This is a genomic window from Roseibium sp. MMSF_3544 (assembly GCF_030732845.1).
Taxonomy (GTDB): Bacteria; Pseudomonadota; Alphaproteobacteria; order Rhizobiales; family Stappiaceae; genus Roseibium.
In genome coordinates this window covers 172,451-190,987 of sequence record NZ_JASHKA010000007.1, presented here as the reverse complement: position 1 = coordinate 190,987, position 18,537 = coordinate 172,451, and the positions used below count along the sequence as shown (strand labels likewise).

The 18,537-nt window shown below is 55.7% G+C and carries 17 protein-coding genes; 6 read left to right on the top strand and 11 right to left on the bottom strand.

Annotation, left to right across the window (positions count from 1 at the left end; genetic code table 11):
* Nucleotides 1-282: 282 nt before the first annotated feature.
* A complete protein-coding gene (locus RBB47_RS12520; protein WP_305986143.1) occupies nt 283-1,059 on the bottom strand; it encodes a HugZ family protein in 777 nt (258 codons plus the stop codon).
* A 181-nt stretch (nt 1,060-1,240) separates the two neighbouring features.
* Here RBB47_RS12520 and RBB47_RS12515 point away from each other — a divergent pair, with 181 nt between their 5' ends.
* From RBB47_RS12515 to RBB47_RS12505, 3 genes are all read left to right on the top strand, one after another.
* Nucleotides 1,241-1,666 (top strand): BA14K family protein, encoded by a 426-nt coding sequence (locus RBB47_RS12515; protein WP_305986142.1) that lies wholly within the window; start codon nt 1,241-1,243, stop codon nt 1,664-1,666.
* 473 nt (nt 1,667-2,139) lie between these two features.
* Nucleotides 2,140-2,568, top strand: coding sequence for a BA14K family protein (locus RBB47_RS12510; protein WP_305986141.1), 429 nt, complete (start codon nt 2,140-2,142; stop codon nt 2,566-2,568).
* A gap of 158 nt (nt 2,569-2,726) precedes the next feature.
* Complete coding sequence (locus tag RBB47_RS12505) at nt 2,727-3,473, top strand: hypothetical protein (RefSeq protein WP_305986140.1); 747 nt, start codon at nt 2,727-2,729, stop codon at nt 3,471-3,473.
* Nucleotides 3,474-3,481: 8 nt separating this feature from the next.
* Here RBB47_RS12505 and RBB47_RS12500 read toward each other — a convergent pair whose 3' ends face one another.
* Nucleotides 3,482-4,246, bottom strand: a complete 765-nt coding sequence (locus RBB47_RS12500; protein WP_305986139.1) for an extensin family protein — start codon at nt 4,244-4,246, stop codon at nt 3,482-3,484.
* Nucleotides 4,247-4,335: 89 nt separating this feature from the next.
* On the opposite strand from RBB47_RS12500, the gene RBB47_RS12495 reads away from it, so the two are divergent.
* Nucleotides 4,336-4,962, top strand: a complete 627-nt coding sequence (locus RBB47_RS12495; protein ID WP_305986138.1) for a LysE family translocator — start codon at nt 4,336-4,338, stop codon at nt 4,960-4,962.
* A 13-nt stretch (nt 4,963-4,975) separates the two neighbouring features.
* Here the strand turns inward: RBB47_RS12495 and RBB47_RS12490 are convergent, their stop codons facing one another.
* The 7 genes from RBB47_RS12490 to RBB47_RS12460 all read right to left on the bottom strand — a co-directional run bounded on the left by RBB47_RS12490 (nt 4,976) and on the right by RBB47_RS12460 (nt 14,005).
* On the bottom strand, nt 4,976-6,121 hold the full coding sequence (locus RBB47_RS12490) for a DUF2336 domain-containing protein (RefSeq protein ID WP_305986137.1): 1,146 nt from the start codon (nt 6,119-6,121) through the stop codon (nt 4,976-4,978).
* A 763-nt stretch (nt 6,122-6,884) separates the two neighbouring features.
* Nucleotides 6,885-7,484: an FMN-dependent NADH-azoreductase gene (locus RBB47_RS12485; protein WP_305986136.1), complete on the bottom strand. Its 600-nt coding sequence runs from the start codon at nt 7,482-7,484 to the stop codon at nt 6,885-6,887.
* A gap of 207 nt (nt 7,485-7,691) precedes the next feature.
* Nucleotides 7,692-9,110: a carnitine 3-dehydrogenase gene (locus RBB47_RS12480; RefSeq protein WP_305986135.1), complete on the bottom strand. Its 1,419-nt coding sequence runs from the start codon at nt 9,108-9,110 to the stop codon at nt 7,692-7,694.
* Entirely contained in the window at nt 9,107-10,018 is a 912-nt protein-coding gene (locus RBB47_RS12475) for a 3-keto-5-aminohexanoate cleavage protein (protein WP_305986134.1), read from the bottom strand. Before RBB47_RS12475 ends, RBB47_RS12480 begins: the two co-directional genes overlap by 4 nt.
* An 11-nt stretch (nt 10,019-10,029) precedes the next feature.
* A complete protein-coding gene (locus tag RBB47_RS12470) occupies nt 10,030-10,812 on the bottom strand; it encodes a carnitinyl-CoA dehydratase (RefSeq protein ID WP_305986133.1) in 783 nt (260 codons plus the stop codon).
* A complete protein-coding gene (locus RBB47_RS12465) occupies nt 10,805-12,841 on the bottom strand; it encodes an acetate--CoA ligase family protein (protein ID WP_305986132.1) in 2,037 nt (678 codons plus the stop codon). Before RBB47_RS12465 ends, RBB47_RS12470 begins: the two co-directional genes overlap by 8 nt.
* A gap of 3 nt (nt 12,842-12,844) precedes the next feature.
* Nucleotides 12,845-14,005 carry an acyl-CoA dehydrogenase family protein gene (locus RBB47_RS12460; RefSeq protein WP_305986131.1) on the bottom strand — a complete coding sequence of 387 codons (1,161 nt, stop codon included), beginning with the start codon at nt 14,003-14,005 and terminating at the stop codon, nt 12,845-12,847.
* A 77-nt stretch (nt 14,006-14,082) separates the two neighbouring features.
* Between RBB47_RS12460 and RBB47_RS12455 the strand changes: the two genes are divergently transcribed.
* On the top strand, nt 14,083-15,030 hold the full coding sequence (locus RBB47_RS12455; protein WP_305986130.1) for a GlxA family transcriptional regulator: 948 nt from the start codon (nt 14,083-14,085) through the stop codon (nt 15,028-15,030).
* Nucleotides 15,031-15,221: 191 nt separating this feature from the next.
* Nucleotides 15,222-17,174 (top strand): cytochrome c3 family protein, encoded by a 1,953-nt coding sequence (locus tag RBB47_RS12450; protein WP_305986129.1) that lies wholly within the window; start codon nt 15,222-15,224, stop codon nt 17,172-17,174.
* A 207-nt stretch (nt 17,175-17,381) separates the two neighbouring features.
* Here RBB47_RS12450 and RBB47_RS12445 read toward each other — a convergent pair whose 3' ends face one another.
* A complete protein-coding gene (locus tag RBB47_RS12445; RefSeq protein ID WP_305986128.1) occupies nt 17,382-17,768 on the bottom strand; it encodes a hypothetical protein in 387 nt (128 codons plus the stop codon).
* Nucleotides 17,768-18,526, bottom strand: a complete 759-nt coding sequence (locus tag RBB47_RS12440; RefSeq protein ID WP_305986127.1) for a hypothetical protein — start codon at nt 18,524-18,526, stop codon at nt 17,768-17,770. The genes RBB47_RS12445 and RBB47_RS12440 overlap by 1 nt, the downstream gene beginning before the upstream one ends.
* Nucleotides 18,527-18,537: the final 11 nt, after the last annotated feature.

Genomic DNA, 18,537 nt, shown 5'->3' with positions numbered 1-18,537 from the left:
GGCGCTCGGTCTGGCTTTTGTGAAAATTTGAATTGAAGGCGTATCGGACGTGCAATACGGCAGGGCCAAGCCACACCGGTCCCGATCCGCCGCATGACGAACAAGTCAGATCGCACTCAAGGGTGGGTCGCACACTGGAGTGACAAGCGGATACAAAGACCGGTCAGAGCGTAGGCAATTCAGTCGTCCTGATTGAAAAAGGAGGCTTGTTCTAACCGATGGTGGTGGCACGGGCAAGATTTGCAAGGCGACATATTTCGTCCCCAGCGCTTGCTGGTTCGATCAGGTGCGACGCGCCTCTTTAGCAAGATCCACCAGAACCGGGCGGACATCGCTGGGCGCTTCAAGGGGTTCGGCAAACCAGAGCCGTTCGATCCTGTCTCCCGCAACCAGATCCAGTCCTTCCGGATCGAGACCGGCAAGGTTCCAATTCGCGGTATCAGCCTTGCAAAGCACTTCGGCGTACAATTTGATCGCATCGCCGTGGTCTTCATTCATATGCGCAACGGCACCACCTTCCATCGCCTCCCAGCCCTTCGCATCACCCAGATCGGTCAGCAGATCCGGCTGTTGCAATTCAAAGGCCTTGCCGAAACCGCCGTTCAGGCTGGCGCGCTCAAGTTCCAGCCGAAAAAATGCAAAATCTCCGAAATCTGCGTAAAGCGAAGCCTTCGGGTGCCGAAGCAAATAGCGCCGTCGGGCCCGCTGGTGAGCATCGCTATCTCGTGCGATTCTGGCGGCGTTGCAAAAAAGCGAAATTCTGGGATGCGCCAGCGGATCGCCTTTTCCGGGCTCCCCGACCAGCAGCGAACAGGCGGGCGTCTCCAGTATTGCCGAGGTGTGACCGGACAGGGTGCTTGTCAGGATGAGCGGTGTTCCGTCGAGATCCGTCGCGACCGCGACACGGCTGGCAAGCGGGTGCCCGGTCCCGGCCTCGATTGCTGCGAGGGCACCGAAACGGGCGGTCCTGATCAGGGTCTTGGCCATCCGGCGCGCCTGATCGTCCGTCGGACGTATGACGGACTTGGGTTCTTTGCCGGTGTCGTTGCCTGGTTCCACGGGTGATCTCCTGCGCTGGCACTACGTGCCGAACTCCCCCTCCGGGCCAAAAAACACCACAGCACAAACCTGAACGCAAGATGAACGGCCATCTCAGAACCGGTTCAGGGCGCTTGTGCGATTGTCGCATCATCAGTTACGGCGCCAGGAAAAAAGGCGCGGGCAGTTGGAGATGAAACCGATGAAGACTTTGAGCAAACGCCTACTTGCCGTCGCCTTGTCCGGCGCCCTGATCGTGCCGACAATCGCCACAGCCGAAGCAGGCCCCAGGCATGGCTGGAAAGGCCAGCAGCACCACCATCATCACCACCACTACAATCACAAGCGCTACAAAAAGAACAACAATGCAGGCGCCGCTGTTGCTGCCGGTGTGATCGGTCTTGCCGCAGGTGCAATCCTGCTCGGTGCCGCCAATCAGCCGCGCTACGCCGGCCCGCCGCCGGTAAACTACTACCCGCCGGCGCCCTATCCGCCGGCTCACTACCCGGCAGCGCCTTATCAGCCGGCGCCCTATCCGGGACAGGTCAGCGGTCCGGGCGGCTACCAGCCTTATGCCCCGGGATGCTCGATCTACCACCTGAACGGAACCTGCGCCGACCGTTACTAAGTCGCCAGTATGGTCACAGTGCCTGCAATTGCCCCTGAACCACAATGGGTTACCTCGGATGAGGAATCCGTACCTACCCTGAAAGGCACTGTGGCCGCCCGTGGCGCGCGCCCTCAACGAGAATTTCGGAAACCGGCCGGAAGACAATGCAACGCTGCTCAAAAAATCACGAGCATCCGGCCCTCTCAGGTGACGCCTGGACCACCAGCCTGGCGTCACCTGAGCTGAACCAAACGGTCGCTCCCGGGCCTGTTGGGCGGTTCCCATCGCGCTCTCTTTTTTGATCGCCGAGCTCCGTTACCGGGGACATGACCCTTAAGACAGATCGCCGACTTTTCTGGCAAATGTATCCGCAGCAGAAATCTGAACGTCAGATGAACGAGCATCTCAGAACCGGTTCAGGGCGCTTGTGCGAAGTTTGCAGCATCAGCCACGGCGCCGGAAAGAGGCGCGGGTACCTGGAGACGAAACCGATGAAGAATTTGAGCAAACGACTGCTTGCAGCTGCCCTTTCCGGCGCCCTGATCGTGCCGACCATCGCCACGGCCGAAGCCGGTCCGAAGCGCGGGTGGAAGGGGAAACAGCATCACCATCATCACCACTACCACAATCAAAAGCGTCACAAGAAAAACGACAACCTGGGCGCTGCCGTCGCCGCCGGTGTCATCGGTCTGGCAGCGGGCGCAATCCTGCTCGGTGCGACCAGCCAGCCAACCTATGCCGCTCCGCCGCCGCCAAATTATTACCCGCCGGCTCCCTATCCCGGCCGGGTGCACGGCGCCGTCGGCTACCAGCCCTGGAGCCCTGCCTGGTACCAGTACTGTTCGAACAAATTCCGGTCCTTCAATCCCTCGACCGGCACCTACACCACCTACCGGGGCGAACAGCGTTTCTGCCAATAACTTTCCGAGCTCGTCCCGAAACTTCCGGCAACAGGCAACCCGTCAGCCCAACTGACTTCCAGCCTGTTGCCGCTTTCTTGTTTGGCGGCCGGTATGCAGAAAACCCGCAAAAACGACTGCACGTTGACAAGTGAAAACTGAAACGCCTTAAGGTAGGCATGCGCCGGTTGCTGCTGCACGCCTCAATTTTTTCCGTTCTGACCCTACTCACCCAGGTTGGGGGCATCGCCTGGTTACTCTCGCTCTTTGCAAGGCGAAGGTTGATTGCCTTTGTTCTGGTGTACGCAGTCTTGACAGTTGTGACCGTGCAAGTCGCCCCGATGTTCGGGCGTGTGCCACTGTCCTGCTGGACCGGAGACACACTCAGAATGCAATCCGGTCTCTATTGTGTGCTCAACAGAAACTATGTCTCACCCGAGCTGCGAACCGTCGTGCACGATTTGGCAGATCACATGTCTCGGCAGCACCCTGGAACCGTGACGCTTGCGTTGGATGGCAGTTTCCCGTTTTTCGACGGGTTTCCCCTTTTGCCGCATCTGTCCCACGACGACGGACGAAAACTTGACCTTGCATTCTACTATCAGGACGAGACGGGTTACCTGCCCGGTCAAACAGCGTCCCCAATTGGCTATTTTGATTTCGAAGACGGACCCACCTCCTGTTGGGACACCTGGAAGACAATGCGATGGAACTTGCGATGGCTACAGCCACTATGGCCTGACTACCAATTGGACCGGCTTCGAACGAAATCCGCTGTCACTTGGCTCGCAAGAGACGCGCGTGTCGAGAAGGTGTTTCTTGAACCTCACCTGCGTGACACTTTGCAAGTCGGATTTGGCAAGGTCAGGTTCCAGGGGTGCTTTGCTGCCCGCCACGATGACCACATCCACTTTCAGATCTACTGAGACAGCTCTCACTGGCAGATCAAATAGGTGCAATCCTTGCCATGACAGCCGATATCGAGATGCAGGTGGGACTGGTGAAAAGCGTCGCCTTCCGGACTGAGAACCGTGGTGAACCGCTTGCACGCGCTGGCGTGGATCGTCTTCAGAAACCGGCCTTTCTTCGTATCCTTGCCCCAGTCCTTTTCGACAGAAACAAAGGTACCGTCGCTCAGCCGAAACCCTGAAATGTCGATTGCCTTGCCCAGCGCATGCTCTGACAATTTGCCGTCCGGCTGGTTGTTCCTTCTTCGGCACTGATACCCGGGCCCGGTCGCGATTGTCTCGATTCTTGCGTCGAAGTGTTTTTCGGAAATGGAAAGGACGTCGGAGCGCACCCAGTCTGTCACGATTTTTGCGAAATCGCAGGAGATCGTGACGGTGCCTCTGAAATTCACGCGTTCGGCGCCTGTTTCGATCGCCGTTACGGCAACCGGCTCCTCAATACCGCAGCCGGCATCGCCGGACTGTTCACCTGAAATCGGAGTCCTGATCTCAAAGACCGCGCCTGCAAGGTCGCAGGCCGCCTTTTCCACTCTTTCCTGCTTCGCGGAGGCTTTAGCTGCCTTTTCAGGCACCGGCTTGCGCAGCGGAACATCGACACCTTCAACAAAGCGCGTGTTGCCAGGGACCTGCAGCGGCTTGGGCGCTGGGACCGGCTCTTCAGCAATCGAAGGAACGGAAAGCGCCATGCCGATCGCCAAAACGAAAACACTCGGCAGCGCGATTTTCAGCATCCGTGTTTCACCCTCTTGCGGCAAGACTCTTTTTATGGATCACTGCCGGCAAGCATTAATGAATGATCTTCTTTTGTCGAGCCATCCGAATGACGCTTGAACTCTATACGGCCTATGTGATTGCAACGCTGATCGTGCTCGCAATTCCAGGACCAACGATCATGCTGGTCGTCAGCTACGCGCTGACTCAAGGGCGCAAGTCCGCCTTTGCGAGCGTCATGGGCGTCGGTCTTGGAGACGCGACCGCCGCCACGGCTTCCCTTTTGGGCCTCGGGGCCATCCTGGCGGCTTCGGCAACGGCGTTTACAGTGCTGAAATGGGTCGGGGCGGCCTATCTGGTCTGGCTTGGAATAAAGATGTGGCGCAGTCGTCCGGGAAGGCTCGACGTGCAACAGATGGACGACATTCCCGCCAAGAAAATATTTTGGCACGCCTATGTCGTGACGTCGCTCAATCCCAAGGGCATTGTCTTCTTCATGGCCTTCCTGCCGCATTTCATTGCGCCGCAGGCCGCTGTGGCTCCGCAGCTTGTCTTGCTCGGGTCGACATTCGTTGTTCTTGGCATCCTGAACGCAGCCGTCTATGCACTTGCCGCAGCAGCAGTCGGCCAAAAACTCAGAAGCCCGTCGCTTCTTCGTCTGGTCAACAAGGTTGGTGGCGGTTTTCTGATTTCAGCAGCGGCTATGACAGCCACTTTGCAACGGTCGAGCGGGTAGCTCTGTCAGCCGGCTACCGGCTGGATGCAAACGGAATATTCTTCTTCGAGCGAGAGCCGCTTTTTTCGTCGGCTTCATCGTCGGACTTGAGCCCGAACGAAGCACCGGATTTTCTCAAGGTCTCCAGGGAGCGCTTCGCGCCCTCTTCACTCAACGAGTCATAGCGCTGAATGGCGGCATTCAATTCAAGTCCGCCCATTCTCAAACGGCGGGCACGCATGGTCAAAACATCCTTGTAGGCCGCCGCTGTGACACCATTGGCCTTGCAGAGAATGATCAACGCTTTGTCGCTCGCGCCGAACAGCAATTGCGATACGGCCGCAGGAGGCAAATCGCTCACCCTTGCCAGCAGCATACCCAACTCGGCGGTCCTGTCGGACCGGGCAAACATCCTGACGGCGTCGTCGATCCTGGTCTTCTTGGCAATCACGTCCTTGATAAGAGCGTTGGATTCCTCGCGCGCATCCTCAAGCTTTTGAGCGCGCGCGGCCACTTCCGTCGCAGCACGTTCTGCCAACAACTGCACAAGCGTGTTGTCGGCGCCCAGCGCCGTAATACGTTCCTGCAATGCGTTGGTCAGGAATGGCAACAAGGCTTGCGCCGCGTCTTCGGGCAAATCCGGCCGGTTCACGAGAGCCGCCTGAATGGCTTCATCCGTGCGCGCCTTTTCCACCAGCTTGAGGAATGAAGACTGGGCGAACTCCGCGCCTTCGTTCTCGGCAACTTTGGTCAATACCTTGCTGTCGCCTCGGTCGACCAGCACAGATGTGACCGCCTTGTCGACCGTCTTCCGGCCTGCGATCGCGCCCAGATGTTCCATCGACGCCGATGAGGCAATTGCGACCAGGTCTTCTGAAGTCAGAGCGGGTGAATTCGTCAGTACAGGTTCAGCTACGGCGATCGCGTCGTTTGCCAGCTTGACCATGAGATCGCGGGGCGCACCCTGTTCGCGGCAAACTCTTTTTGCCAGGATCATGCGGGTTTCTTCTTCCAGCTGCCCCAAAACTTTCAAAACGATGTCGCCGAAAAGCAGACTGATCTGCTCATCACGGTCATCACCGGCAGTGACAAACAGATCCGTAAGCGTGCTCACCAGGCTTTTTCTGCCGATGGCACTGGGATCCCTAGCCAGTTCCGCCAGTTTTGAAAGATTGATCATCTTGACTCCGATGCGCCGAGCACACTTCGGGTCAAGGTAGCAAAAGCTTATTAACATTAAACTACTGAGGCTTAGTCACCGGAAGAGCCCAGAATCCATGCACCGGCACCGGTTTGAATTGTGTCACCTCGTCAAGTGGAGTGTCGCGCCGAAAAAAAATCCGGCCCAAGGAAGCAGGCCGCCCGCGGTCAAATTCGGCTCGTATTTCGTTGACGATCAAGACGTTACGAAAAAGACTTCAACACACTCAACCAATGAGCGCATTGCTTCCGCCGCATTGCAGCATCTTTTTTGCTTCGTTTCCCGGAATCGCTGTCATAGTATCGGGGGGTCGAAATGAGGTAATCGGGAGTGAACAGATGACTCTTGCGCGGAACCTGAACAGGATTGCCTTTATTGCAGCATTTGCTTTTCTGGCTGCAATTGTCGTCGGCCTTATCTGAGGCGACGCACGAAAGCGAGCAAAAACAGCACCTTAAAGGGCACCTCGCTTAGACATTCAACAAGAAGAAAAATGAATATCGACTATTCGAGCCCGCCGCACCAGAAGGTGTCGGCCGGCACCGAATGTCGTTGAGCCTACGACAGAGCGTCATTTGGGTGTCACTCTGTTGTCAAATTGCGGGAAATTGAGACGAGACATATCAAAATCAACACGCCTCCAACAAATGCAATCAAAAATTGTATATGACTGGATTGGCGCTGTCAGTTTTGTCCAACCGGTTCAAATTTTCTCCGGTTGGACTCGTTTGGATTGTCAGTCTTACGCGGCAAGTGCCAAAGTCTGTGCCAGGGCCTCATCCCTCTTTGCCGGATCCATCATCAGCTGGTCCGCCGCGACGATCGTGACATCCTGGATACCGACAAATCCGAGAATGTGCTTGAGGTAAGTTGCCGCGAAATCGATTTCCGAACCGACTTTGGTTCCACCCGACGCAACCAGCACATAAGCTTTCTTGCCTTCCAGCAATCCGACCGGTCCGTTTTCGGTGTATTTGAATGTCTCGCGGGCTCGGGCGATCTGATCGATCCAGGCTTTGAGCGCGGCTGGAACCGAGAAATTGTAGATGGGCGTCCCAATCACGATTGTGTCCGCCGCCTTCAATTCACCAACCAAAGTGTCAGAAAGCGCAAGTTTGGACCTTTGATCTTCGCTGCGATCCACCGGATCGGTAAAGTTCGCGCCAACCCATTCCTCATCCAGAAACGGCAGGCCTTGAGAGACATCACGCGACACCACCTTCGCGGCAGGGTCCTTGTCGACGAGCGATTTGACCAGGATTTCCGTCAGTTCACGCGTAACCGAATCCGTCTTGCGGGCGGAAGCATCAATATGAAGAATGGTACTTGCAGCGTTGCTCATGATCGTCTCCAATTTGCGATGTCACAGTCGCTTTGTTCATGAATTGGAGATAGTCCGAGCTAAACACATTCACTAGATCTAAAATTGTGAACAGTCTGTTGACCCCTGGGGCAGCGGTGTAAACGCGTCTGGGGCCGAGGTCCGGACGTCGTTTTGACAACGACGTCCGCAGCGTACAGCTGGAGAAATTTGGTGGTAACCGGGTGGTCAGCGCCTTTGCCCAACGAAGCGCTGCGCTCCTTCCGGAGACGGCAACCCGGCATGTTGTGTCGCATATTTCAGAAGGTTTTCAGAAACTTCCGGTTCAGGAAGCGAGCTGCCACGGGTTTGCAAATCAACATGAAGCAGCAGCGTTTCAACGGTTGCCGCGAGCTTCTCCCCCTCACCTTTCAGAAAATGAAAGAGATGTAGTTTCTTTCCTTCGCCATTCAAAACCTGCGTCGTCACAATCAGCCGCTCTCCGGCATGCATTTCGTCGAGATGGCGTATGTGAGTTTCAACGGTGAAATAGCTCTTTCCTGAAGCGATGTAGTCGGCATCTGCGCCGATCATTTCCATAAACTTGTCGGTCGCCGCCGCTCCGGCTTCAAGATAGTGCGTTTCATTCATATGGCCGTTGTAGTCAACCCAACTTTGTGGAACATGCCGACTTCCCGTCACCGGCAGGTCAGGGTCCGAGTGGACGGTAAGTGAGGCTTCGTGGCGATTGATGACGCCTCCCGCACCACTGCCGGTCTTTTTCAGTGCCCGCATCATGCCGACAAGATTATCGTCACGCTGGCGCTCCAGCTCACGGATCGACATATGACCTGACTGGGCGTCGGATTGACCGGCGATCAGATCGACCAGCTCATCGGTAAATTCCGGAACATCCATCAGTTTCGTCCAGGGCCATTCCAATGCGGGGCCAAACTGGGCCATGAAGTGCTTCATACCCGCCTCGCCGCCGGCAATCCTGTAGGTTTCAAACATGCCCATCTGCGCCCAGCGAATGCCGAAAGCCATGCGGATTGCTTCGTCGATTTCTTCTGTCGTAGCAACGCCGTCCTTGACCAGCCAGAGGCTTTCCCGCCAGACAGCTTCCAGCAGCCGATCAGCAATATGCGCGTCGATTTCCTTGCGCAAAGTCAGAGGGAACATTCCGATGTCGTTCAGGATTTTCGCAGCCCTGGAAGTCGCAGCCGGATCGCCGACAAGTTCGACCAGCGGCAGGAGATAGACCGGGTTGAAGGGATGGGCAACAATCGCTCTTGCACCGTTGCTGTTCAGCTCTGACGGTTTGAAACCGGACGTGGACGACCCCAGGATGGCGTGACCGGCCGCGATTTCTGATATCGCCCCCAGAACACGATGTTTGAGTTCCAGTCTTTCCGGAACGCTTTCCTGAACCCAGTCGGCATCCTTGACAGCTTCGGCAAGGTCCTGATGAAAGGTCAGACTGCCTTCCTTCGGCAACAACCAGTCATAAAGTGACGGCAGGCTCCGACGCGCGTTTCCAATCACTTCACTGATCTTGCGTTCTGCTTCCGGATCCGGATCGAAGACCGCAACGTCCCATCCGTTGAGCAGAAACCTGGCCGCCCAGCCTCCGCCGATAACACCGCCCCCGATGATAGCTGCCTTCATCTTGGTGCCCTCTTCGTCAGGCCAAGCTGCGACCTGACTTCCTCCGGTCCCACGATCTTTGCACCCATTCCCTCGATCACCTTTACGGCTTTTTCGACGAGCTGAGCATTTGTTGCCAGAACGCCCTTTTCCAGAAAAAGATTGTCCTCCAAGCCGACGCGGACGTTGCCCCCGGCAAGGACCGCTGCCGCGGCATATGGCATCTGATCCCTGCCGAGACTGAATGCCGACCACGCCCAGTCGTGCGGAATAGCGTTCACCATGGCCAAGAGCGTGTTGAGATCGTTCGGTGCGCCCCACGGCACACCCATGCACAATTGCACAAGGGCAGGCGACAGAAGCGTGCCCTCGCTGACAAGTTGCTTGGCAAACCAAAGATGCCCTGTATCGAAGGCCTCGATTTCCGGTTTGACCCCAAGCTCGGTCATCATGGCGCCCATTGCGCGCAACATGCCGGGCGTGTTGGTCATGACATAGTCTGCCTCGGCGAAATTCATGGTGCCGCAGTCAAGCGTGCATATCTCCGGCAGACACTCAGCGATATGTGCCATGCGCTCACCTGCACCGATCATATCGGTACCGCTTTCATTCACCGGAAACGGTGCATCTGTTGAGCCGAAAACAATGTCGCCACCCATCCCAGCAGTCAGATTCAGGACAACGTCAACGTCAGCGGCACGGATGAGATCCGTGACCTCCCTGTACAAATCGAGCCTGCGCGACGGTGCACCGGTTTCCGGATCACGAACGTGGCAATGCACAATCGCAGCACCGGCCTTCGCGGCATCAATTGCACTATCTGCGATCTGCTTCGGGCTGCGCGGAACATGAGGCGACTTGTCCTGGGTCCCTCCAGACCCGGTCACGGCACAGGTAATGAAAACGTTGCGATTCATCTGCAGGGGCATTGTTCCGTCTCCTATCGGCCCTTCCAGACCGGGTCGCGTTTTTCGGCAAAGGCTTTGGCGCCCTCCAGTTGATCTTCGGAGCGGTAAAGCTTTTCAACGGTAGCAAACTGGCTCTTGGTGATGCGGTTCATGGCATCCTGGAACTTCATATCCTCCGCTTCCCGAACAACCTCCTTGATGGCGGCATAGACCAGCGGCGGACCGGACACCAAAAGATTGGCCAGTTTCCAGGCTTCCTCCATCAAAGCGTCTGCGGAATAGATGTGATTGATCAATCCCCAGCGAGCCGCTTCTTCGGCATCCAGCCATCGGCCGGTCAAGAGCAATTCCATGGCGATATGATAGGGAATGCGTTTGGGCAATTTGATGCTGGCAGCATCCGCGACTGTGCCTGAACGTATTTCCGGCAAGGCAAAAGTCGCATGTTCGGCGGCGAGGATCATATCCGCAGACAAAGCCAATTCGAGCCCGCCACCACAGCAAATGCCATTGACGGCTGCGATGACGGGTTTGTTGAGGCCACGCAATTCCTGGAGACCGCCAAATCCGCCGACGCCATAGTCGCCATCGACCGCGTCTCCATCGGCCGCTGCCTTCAAGTCCCAGCCAGGACAGAAGAACTTCTCCCCGGCGCCGGTAATGATTGCCACACGCAACTCGGGATCGTCACGGAAATCGGTGAACACGTCGCCCATGATCCGGCTTGTTGCCAGATCGATCGCGTTCGCCTTTCCCCGGTTGAGCGTGACCTCAAGAATTCCGTTCTCCTTGCGGATATTCAATGGGCTATCCATCTTTCGTTTCCTCACATCTGATCAGCGCATCCGCGGCAATTGCAAAATTCTCGCCGCACAGGAGTGGATTGACTTCAACTTCCGATACGGGCGTCGACAAGGCAAAAGCCTGGACCGACAAGACTGCGTCAATGATCGCTTCCCGGTCGCATGCAGGCTGCCCTCTGAAGCCGCTCAGAACACGCGATATCTTCAACTGATCAAGGGCGGCAGCCACATCCTCCCTGGAAACCGGCAAGATCAGGGACGCGCTGTCTTGCAGAAGTTCCGTCAACACGCCACCTGCGGCAAGGGTCAGAACATATCCATGAGCCTGATCCTGTACGACGCCAACGAGAAGCTCAGCCACGACACCCGTGACCATCTCCTCAACAAGAAACGTTTCGGCTGGCATACGCCCCGCAGCAGTCAAGATCTCGTCCCTTGATCGAAGATTGAGGGCAACGGCACCGGCTTCGCTTTTGTGGGCAAATCCATCACCCTTCAGCACGACGGGGAAGCCGATCCGCTCGGCGGCGCGGACAGTGCTTTCAAGATCCGTTGCGACAATGCTTTCAGGTATCCGAAGACCGTGCGCACCAAGCAACGCTTTTGCCCTAGCCTCGCTGACGTTCACCGGATTTTTCAAGGCAACAGGTTTCGCGATCGGCTCGCGGGACGGCGATCTGCCAAGATCGGCCGAAGCCGCGATCGCCGTCATTGCATCTTCCATCCCGCACAATGGAACGATCCCTCGCTCCAGAAGCTCAAATGCCACGGGTTCAGGCATTGTTTCTGGAAGTGAGCTTAAGATGCCGATCGGCTTGCCGCTTTTTTTGATTGCAACTTCGACAGCATCGATCACTTTCAGCCATTCCACCGGAGAACATCTGTCTGAACGGGGAAAATCGAGAACGACAAGACCGAAGGACGCTTCGCCAGCCATCATCAACGCAAAGACTTGGCCCATGGCCTCGACATCGGACCAGATATAGGTGTGATAATCCAGCGGATTGGCCAAAGCCACTTTGTCACCCAATACCTCGTTCAAAGCCCCTTGCTGAAACGGAGTGAGCCGGGGAAAGAATACCTTGCGATCCAAAGCCACATCGGCAATCAGACTCGCCTCGCCCCCGGAACATGACATCGATGCAATACTGTTGTTGCCAAGTCTTCCGACAACATGCAGAAATTTCAACGTCTCCAGCAGAGCGGACAGACTGTCGACTTGCGCCAATCCAAGTCTGGCAAACAGGGCTCTTGCTCCCACGGCACTTCCGGCGAGCGATGCCGTGTGGGACACCGTCGCAGCGCGGGCCTGGTCGGACCTGCCAACCTTTAAGACGACAATCGGCTTTCCGACTTCTTGCGCCATGCGTGTGAACTTCTCGAATGCGAACAGGTCATCCAGGCCTTCTATGTGAAGACCTATGGCTGTTACTCTTTCATCATCAAGAAGCGCTTCGGCGACGGCTGACAAACCAGTCTGCGCCTGATTGCCGACGGTCATAAGATAGGCGATCGGCAAACCACGCGTTTGCATTGTCAAATTCAAGGCGATGTTCGAGGACTGCGTCAGGATCGCGACGCCTTTGGACACCTTGGTCAGCCCATGTTGGTCAGGCCAAAGCGCAGCACCATCAATTGCGTTGATAAAGCCGTAGCAATTCGGTCCGAGAAACGGCATTCCACCGGCCGCGTCCACAAGGCTGTCCTGAAGTGAACTGCTGTCTTCAAGTTCCTTCGCCGCCTCGCGGAAGCCTGACGCAAAACAAACAGCACCACCCGAGCCGATCTTCGAAAGCTGCCGAACAACCTCTACCGTCGCGTGCCGGTTTACGCCCACGAATACAGCATCAGGAACAAATGGAAGCTCGCACACCGACCGGACAACCGGACTGCCGCTTAGTTCTGTCCTATTAGGATGAACGGCGCATATCTCGCCGCGAAAACCGGTCTTCCGGCACTCGCGGATCACATTTTCGCACCAGGCTCCCCCACCGACAACGGCAATGGATTTCGGACGGAGCAAGCGTTCCATGGCTTGCATGCGTCACGCTCCAAGCGGCCGGAAAATGTCACGACTGATGATGTGACGCTGGATTTCACTGGTGCCGTCCCAGATACGCTCGACGCGGGCATCTCGCCAGAACCGCTCGATTGGAAAGTCGTCCATCAGGCCCATGCCGCCATGGATCTGTAGTGTCGCGTCGGTGACCCTGGCCAGCATTTCGGTGGCATAAAGCTTGGCGCTGGCAATTTCCCTGTTGGCCGGGAGCCCTTCATCCAGTCGCCAGGCGCCTGCAAGTGTCAGCCAATCGGCGGCATCTATTTCAGTAATCATGTCGGCAACCTGGAAGCCGACACCCTGAAACTTGGCAATAGATTGTCCGAATTGCTTGCGTTCGGCGGCGTAGCTCACGGCGTAGTCGAAACAACGCCTTGCGCGGCCGACACTCATCGCGGCGACGGTTAGACGTGTCGCATAGAGCCATTCATTCATGACTGCGAAACCACCATCCACTTCTCCGAGAACCTGAGAGTCGGGAAGACGGCAACCATCGAAGTAAAGAATGTAGTTCTTGTAGCCCTTGTGACTGACCGAGTTATAGCCTTCGCGGACTTCAAATCCTGGAGTGCCACGGTCGACAAGGAAACACGTGATCCGTTTCTTTGGCCCCTTTGGGGTATCATCGACACCGGTCGCAACGAAAACGATAAAAAAATCAGCGTGTTCCGCACCGGAAATAAAGTGTTTGGAACCAGACACGATCCAGTCGCCACCGTCGCGCACAGCCTGGCACTTCATGCCACGCACATCCGAGCCTGCATCCGGTTCTGTCATCGCGAGCGCGTCCATTTTCTCACCGCGCACTGCCGGCAGCAGATACCGTTCGCGCTGCTCTCCCTCGCAGGCCATAAGTATGTTTTGAGGTCGCCCGAAAAAGTGCGTGAGCGCCATCGAGCCGCGACCAAGCTCGCGTTCGACAAGTGTGAAATCCAGATGGCTCAGTCCCGCACCCCCTACGGCTTCAGGGAAGTTGCAGGCGTAAAAACCAAGATCGATACACTTTTGTTTGATCTCTTCGCCGAGCTCTAAAGGAACCTGCCCCGTCTTTTCGACAAGGTTTTCGTGGGGATAGATCTCGTTTTCAACGAAAGAGCGTACCGTTGAAACGATCATCTCCTGCTCATCGCTCAATCCAAAGAACATGTTCTTCTCCACTTGCCACAGCAGTTTGAGGATGAGACAAATCGGTAGGGGAAACTGTGCAATTTTAGGCTAATAATATGCAGAATTTGGAAAAATCAGGTTCTTTGCAAACAATTAGCGTTTTGCTGTTTGAGAATTTTTCAAACCACTGTCTGGCCAACACAATCGAGCCGTTTCGAGCGGCAAACACCATCGCTCGACGAGAACTTTATTCGTGGCAGCATGCCAGTCTGACGGGCGGGACGGTGAAATCCTCCAGCGGACTACCCGTTGAAACCCTTTCTATGTCGGATCTGGGGGCGAAAGGGGACTATCTGATTGTCATGCCGAGCTACGGATTTTCGAGCCTGGCAAGCCCCAAGATGAACCAAACTCTCCGGGCAGCAAGAAAACGCTTCGCAACAATCATAGGCATGGACACGGGCGCCTGGCTGCTGGCCAAAGCCGGTTTGCTCGACGGTCGCAGAGCAACAATTCACTGGGATGAGTTTACGAACTTTTTGGAGGCGTTCCCGGCGGTGGACGTCGTCGAAGACCGATATGTCATCGAAGAGGACCTGGCGACATGCGGAGGTGCTTCCACAGCGTTCGAGCTGACTCTGGAGCTGATCCGGCGGAAACACAGTCCGATGTTTGCATTGGAGATTGCGGCACTGTTTATGCACGGCGATAAGCTGGAGATGCACGATCCCTTGCAGCGCCGGACGACGGATGCGCTGGTTCGCAGTGCAACTGCGTTGATGCGAAAATCGCTGGAAACACCTCTGCCGATTCCGGAACTCGCGCGCCAGCTGCGGTCAGATCAGCGTACGCTGGAGGATAGATTTCAGCGTCAGATGAACATGACGCCGCGAAAGGTCTACAAAGGAATTCGGCTACGCGAAGCGCGGCGTCTGGTGGAATTGACCAACTTGAGCGTTGCCGAGATCGCTGAGCGCTGCGGGTATCGGAACACAAGCGCAATGATCCGGGCATTTCGGCAGGAGTTCGGTTTTGCCCCCGGTCATTACCGGCGGGGGACTTGAAGTTGGCAAAGCGGAGCGAGTCAGATGAGATGTGTGGAAACAATTTGTCTTTGCTTATGAGCGGTTTGGACAAGACCTAGTCTTGACAAAACTACCGTTACGAGACCCGATAGATTTCATCAAACGATGAGATTATCGAAATGCCTTGTCCTCACAGTTATACAAAATCCGATCATTCAGGACGAAGTTGAATGATAGCTCTTGTGCGAATTGCATTGTTTGTTCTGGCGATCGGGTACACGATCAGTGCATCAATCGGTCAAGAAACAGAAACTCCAAACTACATTGGTTCTGACAAGTGCGTCGGTTGCCATCAGGATGAGATGCTTGCTTGGCAAAGCTCTCACCACGCAAAAGCATGGATGGATCCAAGCAACGAAACCGTCGACGGTGATTTCAACAACACAGAATTCACGCATCGCGGCCGCAGGACGCGATTCTATAAAACAGATGAAGGTTTCTATATCGAGACAACTGACTTTCGGGAGAACCCAAAAACCTTTAGGGTAGAAGGGGTTGGCGGCATAGCTCCCTTACAACAGTACTTGATTGAAACGGAGCCGGGCCGACTGCAATCATTCGACGTTGTCTGGGATCAGGAAAAAGAAGAATGGTACCACCTTTACCCGGAGCAGGTTTTGCCACCCGACGACGGTTTTCACTGGAGCGGTCCGTATAAAAACTGGAATGCACGGTGTGCCGAGTGCCATTCAACCGGATTTAGCAAAAACTACAGTTTGCGCGAACGAAAATACCAAAGCGATTGGGCTGAAATCGGGGTGGGATGCGAAGCCTGTCATGGCCCGGCGGAAGCGCATTTGACTTGGGCGGAACAAGGAAACTCATTCGACGATGATTTGTTTCCTGGAACGACCGAAAAGGGCCTGGTTGTTGCGTTCCCCGAAATGCGCGACCAATCCGAGGTTCAGCTTTGCGCCGGATGTCACTCGCGTCGCGAACCGTTTCAGGATTCAAGCCCACTGCCCGGAACGCCATACCACGATGCGTACCGACTAGCGCTTCTGCGTGATGGCCTTTATCACTCCGATGGACAGATCCAGGACGAAGTTTACGTCTATGGGTCTTTCCTTCAGTCGAAAATGCACCAAAACGGTGTTCGCTGCTCTGATTGTCATGACCCTCACGACGGTCAACTCGTAGCAAATGGAAACGATGTTTGTACTCAGTGCCACTCGCCGACAGGTAATGACGATTTTCCATCTTTGGCATTGAACAACTACGACGACCCTTCACACCATTTTCATGAAAGCGGAACAGAAGGTTCGCTTTGTATTTCCTGTCATACGATTGAACGCACCTACATGGGAATAGACGGAAGGCGCGACCACTCTTTCAGAATACCACGACCGGATGTTTCTGCCAGGATCGGAACACCAAACGCCTGCACGGATTGTCACAATGACAATACGCCAGAATGGGCGGCCGAAGAGATCGAAAGGAGGTTTCCTTACAGCCTGAAACGCACTCCACATTTCGGTGAAGTCTTTGCCATTGCAAGAAATGGTTCGCAAGAGCTGGCAGACGACCTCTTGTCGATCGCACGACAAGCAACTTATCCCGCGATTGTTAGGGCAACGGCGCTTGACCTTCTGTTGCGAACACCGGATTCGAAGACTTTAGAACAAGCGGCTGATTTATTGGACGACCCTGACCCACTTGTCAGGGCAAGCGCTGTCACGCTTCAAAGACACGCACCGCCCGAAATAAGTGCCCGACATATTGTGTCTGCACTTGAAGATCCGTCGAAAGCGGTTCGCATTGCAGCGGCTCGGCAACTCCTTACTCTTCAAAGAGGGCAGGTTCCTGAAGAATCTGTCGGAGCTGCACAACGCGCAACAAGGGAATGGCAATCATCATTGGCCGCGAAATCGGATTTTCCCGAAACACATATGGTTCTTGGGGGTACGGCACTCGCCATGCGCAACACAGCGGCTGCTGTCTCTGCTTTTGAAGAAGTGACTTGGTTGGATCCTCAACTGGTCGAAGCTTGGGTGTACTTGGTGCGGTTGCACCTTGCTCAAGACAACTTCGCCGAGGCAGAATTTGCACTGCAACGGGCACTTTCCCTTAATCCGGGAGAAGAGACTTTGATGGCACTGAAAAATCAGCTTTCCAAACAATGATTTTGGGTAGGCTCATTGTGCCCGCTTAATCCCTTTGCTTTAGCCAAGTATTGTAGATTTTTGCCAAAATCTGAACAACGAGCCATATGACGCCAAGTAGGGGCAGCACGAGCTGTGCTTCAGCCGCTATCGATTCAACATACGTATGAACCTGCGGCCACGCGATCGCACCGACCGCAACGGGTGCTGTAACCATATCTTGCTTGTTCACCGTCGCCCCCTGATTGCACTCGAGAGTGCTTGTGCCGTCGCTACCAGGCCGCCGGATCCGAAGATTGACGCAACAATGGTGTCGACATACGGCTTGACCGTGTCCGGGTAATCCGACACCGACCACGAGAAATCAAAGATCGTGTCTATCGTGATGGCGAAGAACCAGACACCTACCGACCCGGAGAATAGGCACCAGATCACCCAGAACGCCCGATAGCGCCGAGCGTCCGCGCGCTCTTCCGCCGCCGTTTCCGCAAACCGGTTGATTGCATTGGCGCGGATTTCCTGCCGCTGGCTCTCATTGCTGACCGCGTGATCCACGCTCTTCATGATCCGATCAAAGGGGCCGGTCAGCAGGAACGATGCGAATTTCCCGAACATCACCGTTCATCCTTCCAGCGGGCATAAAGCCGGTTTGCGATGAAGCCGACAGCGACAGCGCCCAGGATGAGCGCCGATGTTCGCCCCTCGAACTGATCAAGGAATGCCGTTACCGCCGCGACCAGCGCGGTCAGACCCCCGATCATTTCCTTGGATTCGGTCAGAGACTTGTGAAGCTTCGGCTTAGCAGTCGGGACAGCGATCGGCTTGGCGTCAGCAACGCCGTACCCTTCGGCTTCAAGGGCTTCGTCATAGTCCTTCGCCAGGCGGGCAATCTCGGTTGCCTTGTCGGTTCCGTTAATGACGCGGCGCGCGTTGCGGAAGTCGGATTTTTGAAGCGTGATATAGTCGCCGATCTTCTTGCCGGTGAACCACCCTTCCATGGAGCCGAAAACAAGTACCTTGGCAGCAGGGCCGCTTTCGAGCGCGGTCGCCGGGTTGTCATGGAAGGGTAAGCCAAGCTCTTCTTGTGCCTTCCGGTAGTTCCGCTCGTGGGTCAACTGCACGAATCCGCGGCCAAACCAGTACGAGCGCCAATAGGGTGACTTCACCCATCTCAGTTGACCCTTTGCCCACGCCCGATCAAGCCGATCGGTTGCCTGCTTGTCGGTCTTTGCAAGGGTTTCACGCACCGGCTTCATGGTCCGGGCGGTTTCCCAATAGGCTGTCGCAAGGATATAGGCCGCCTGATTGCGAAAGCAGCCATATTGCTTGCAAAGGTCAATGATCAGACGCGTATCACCAAGTTCCAGATTCATAAGACACCTAT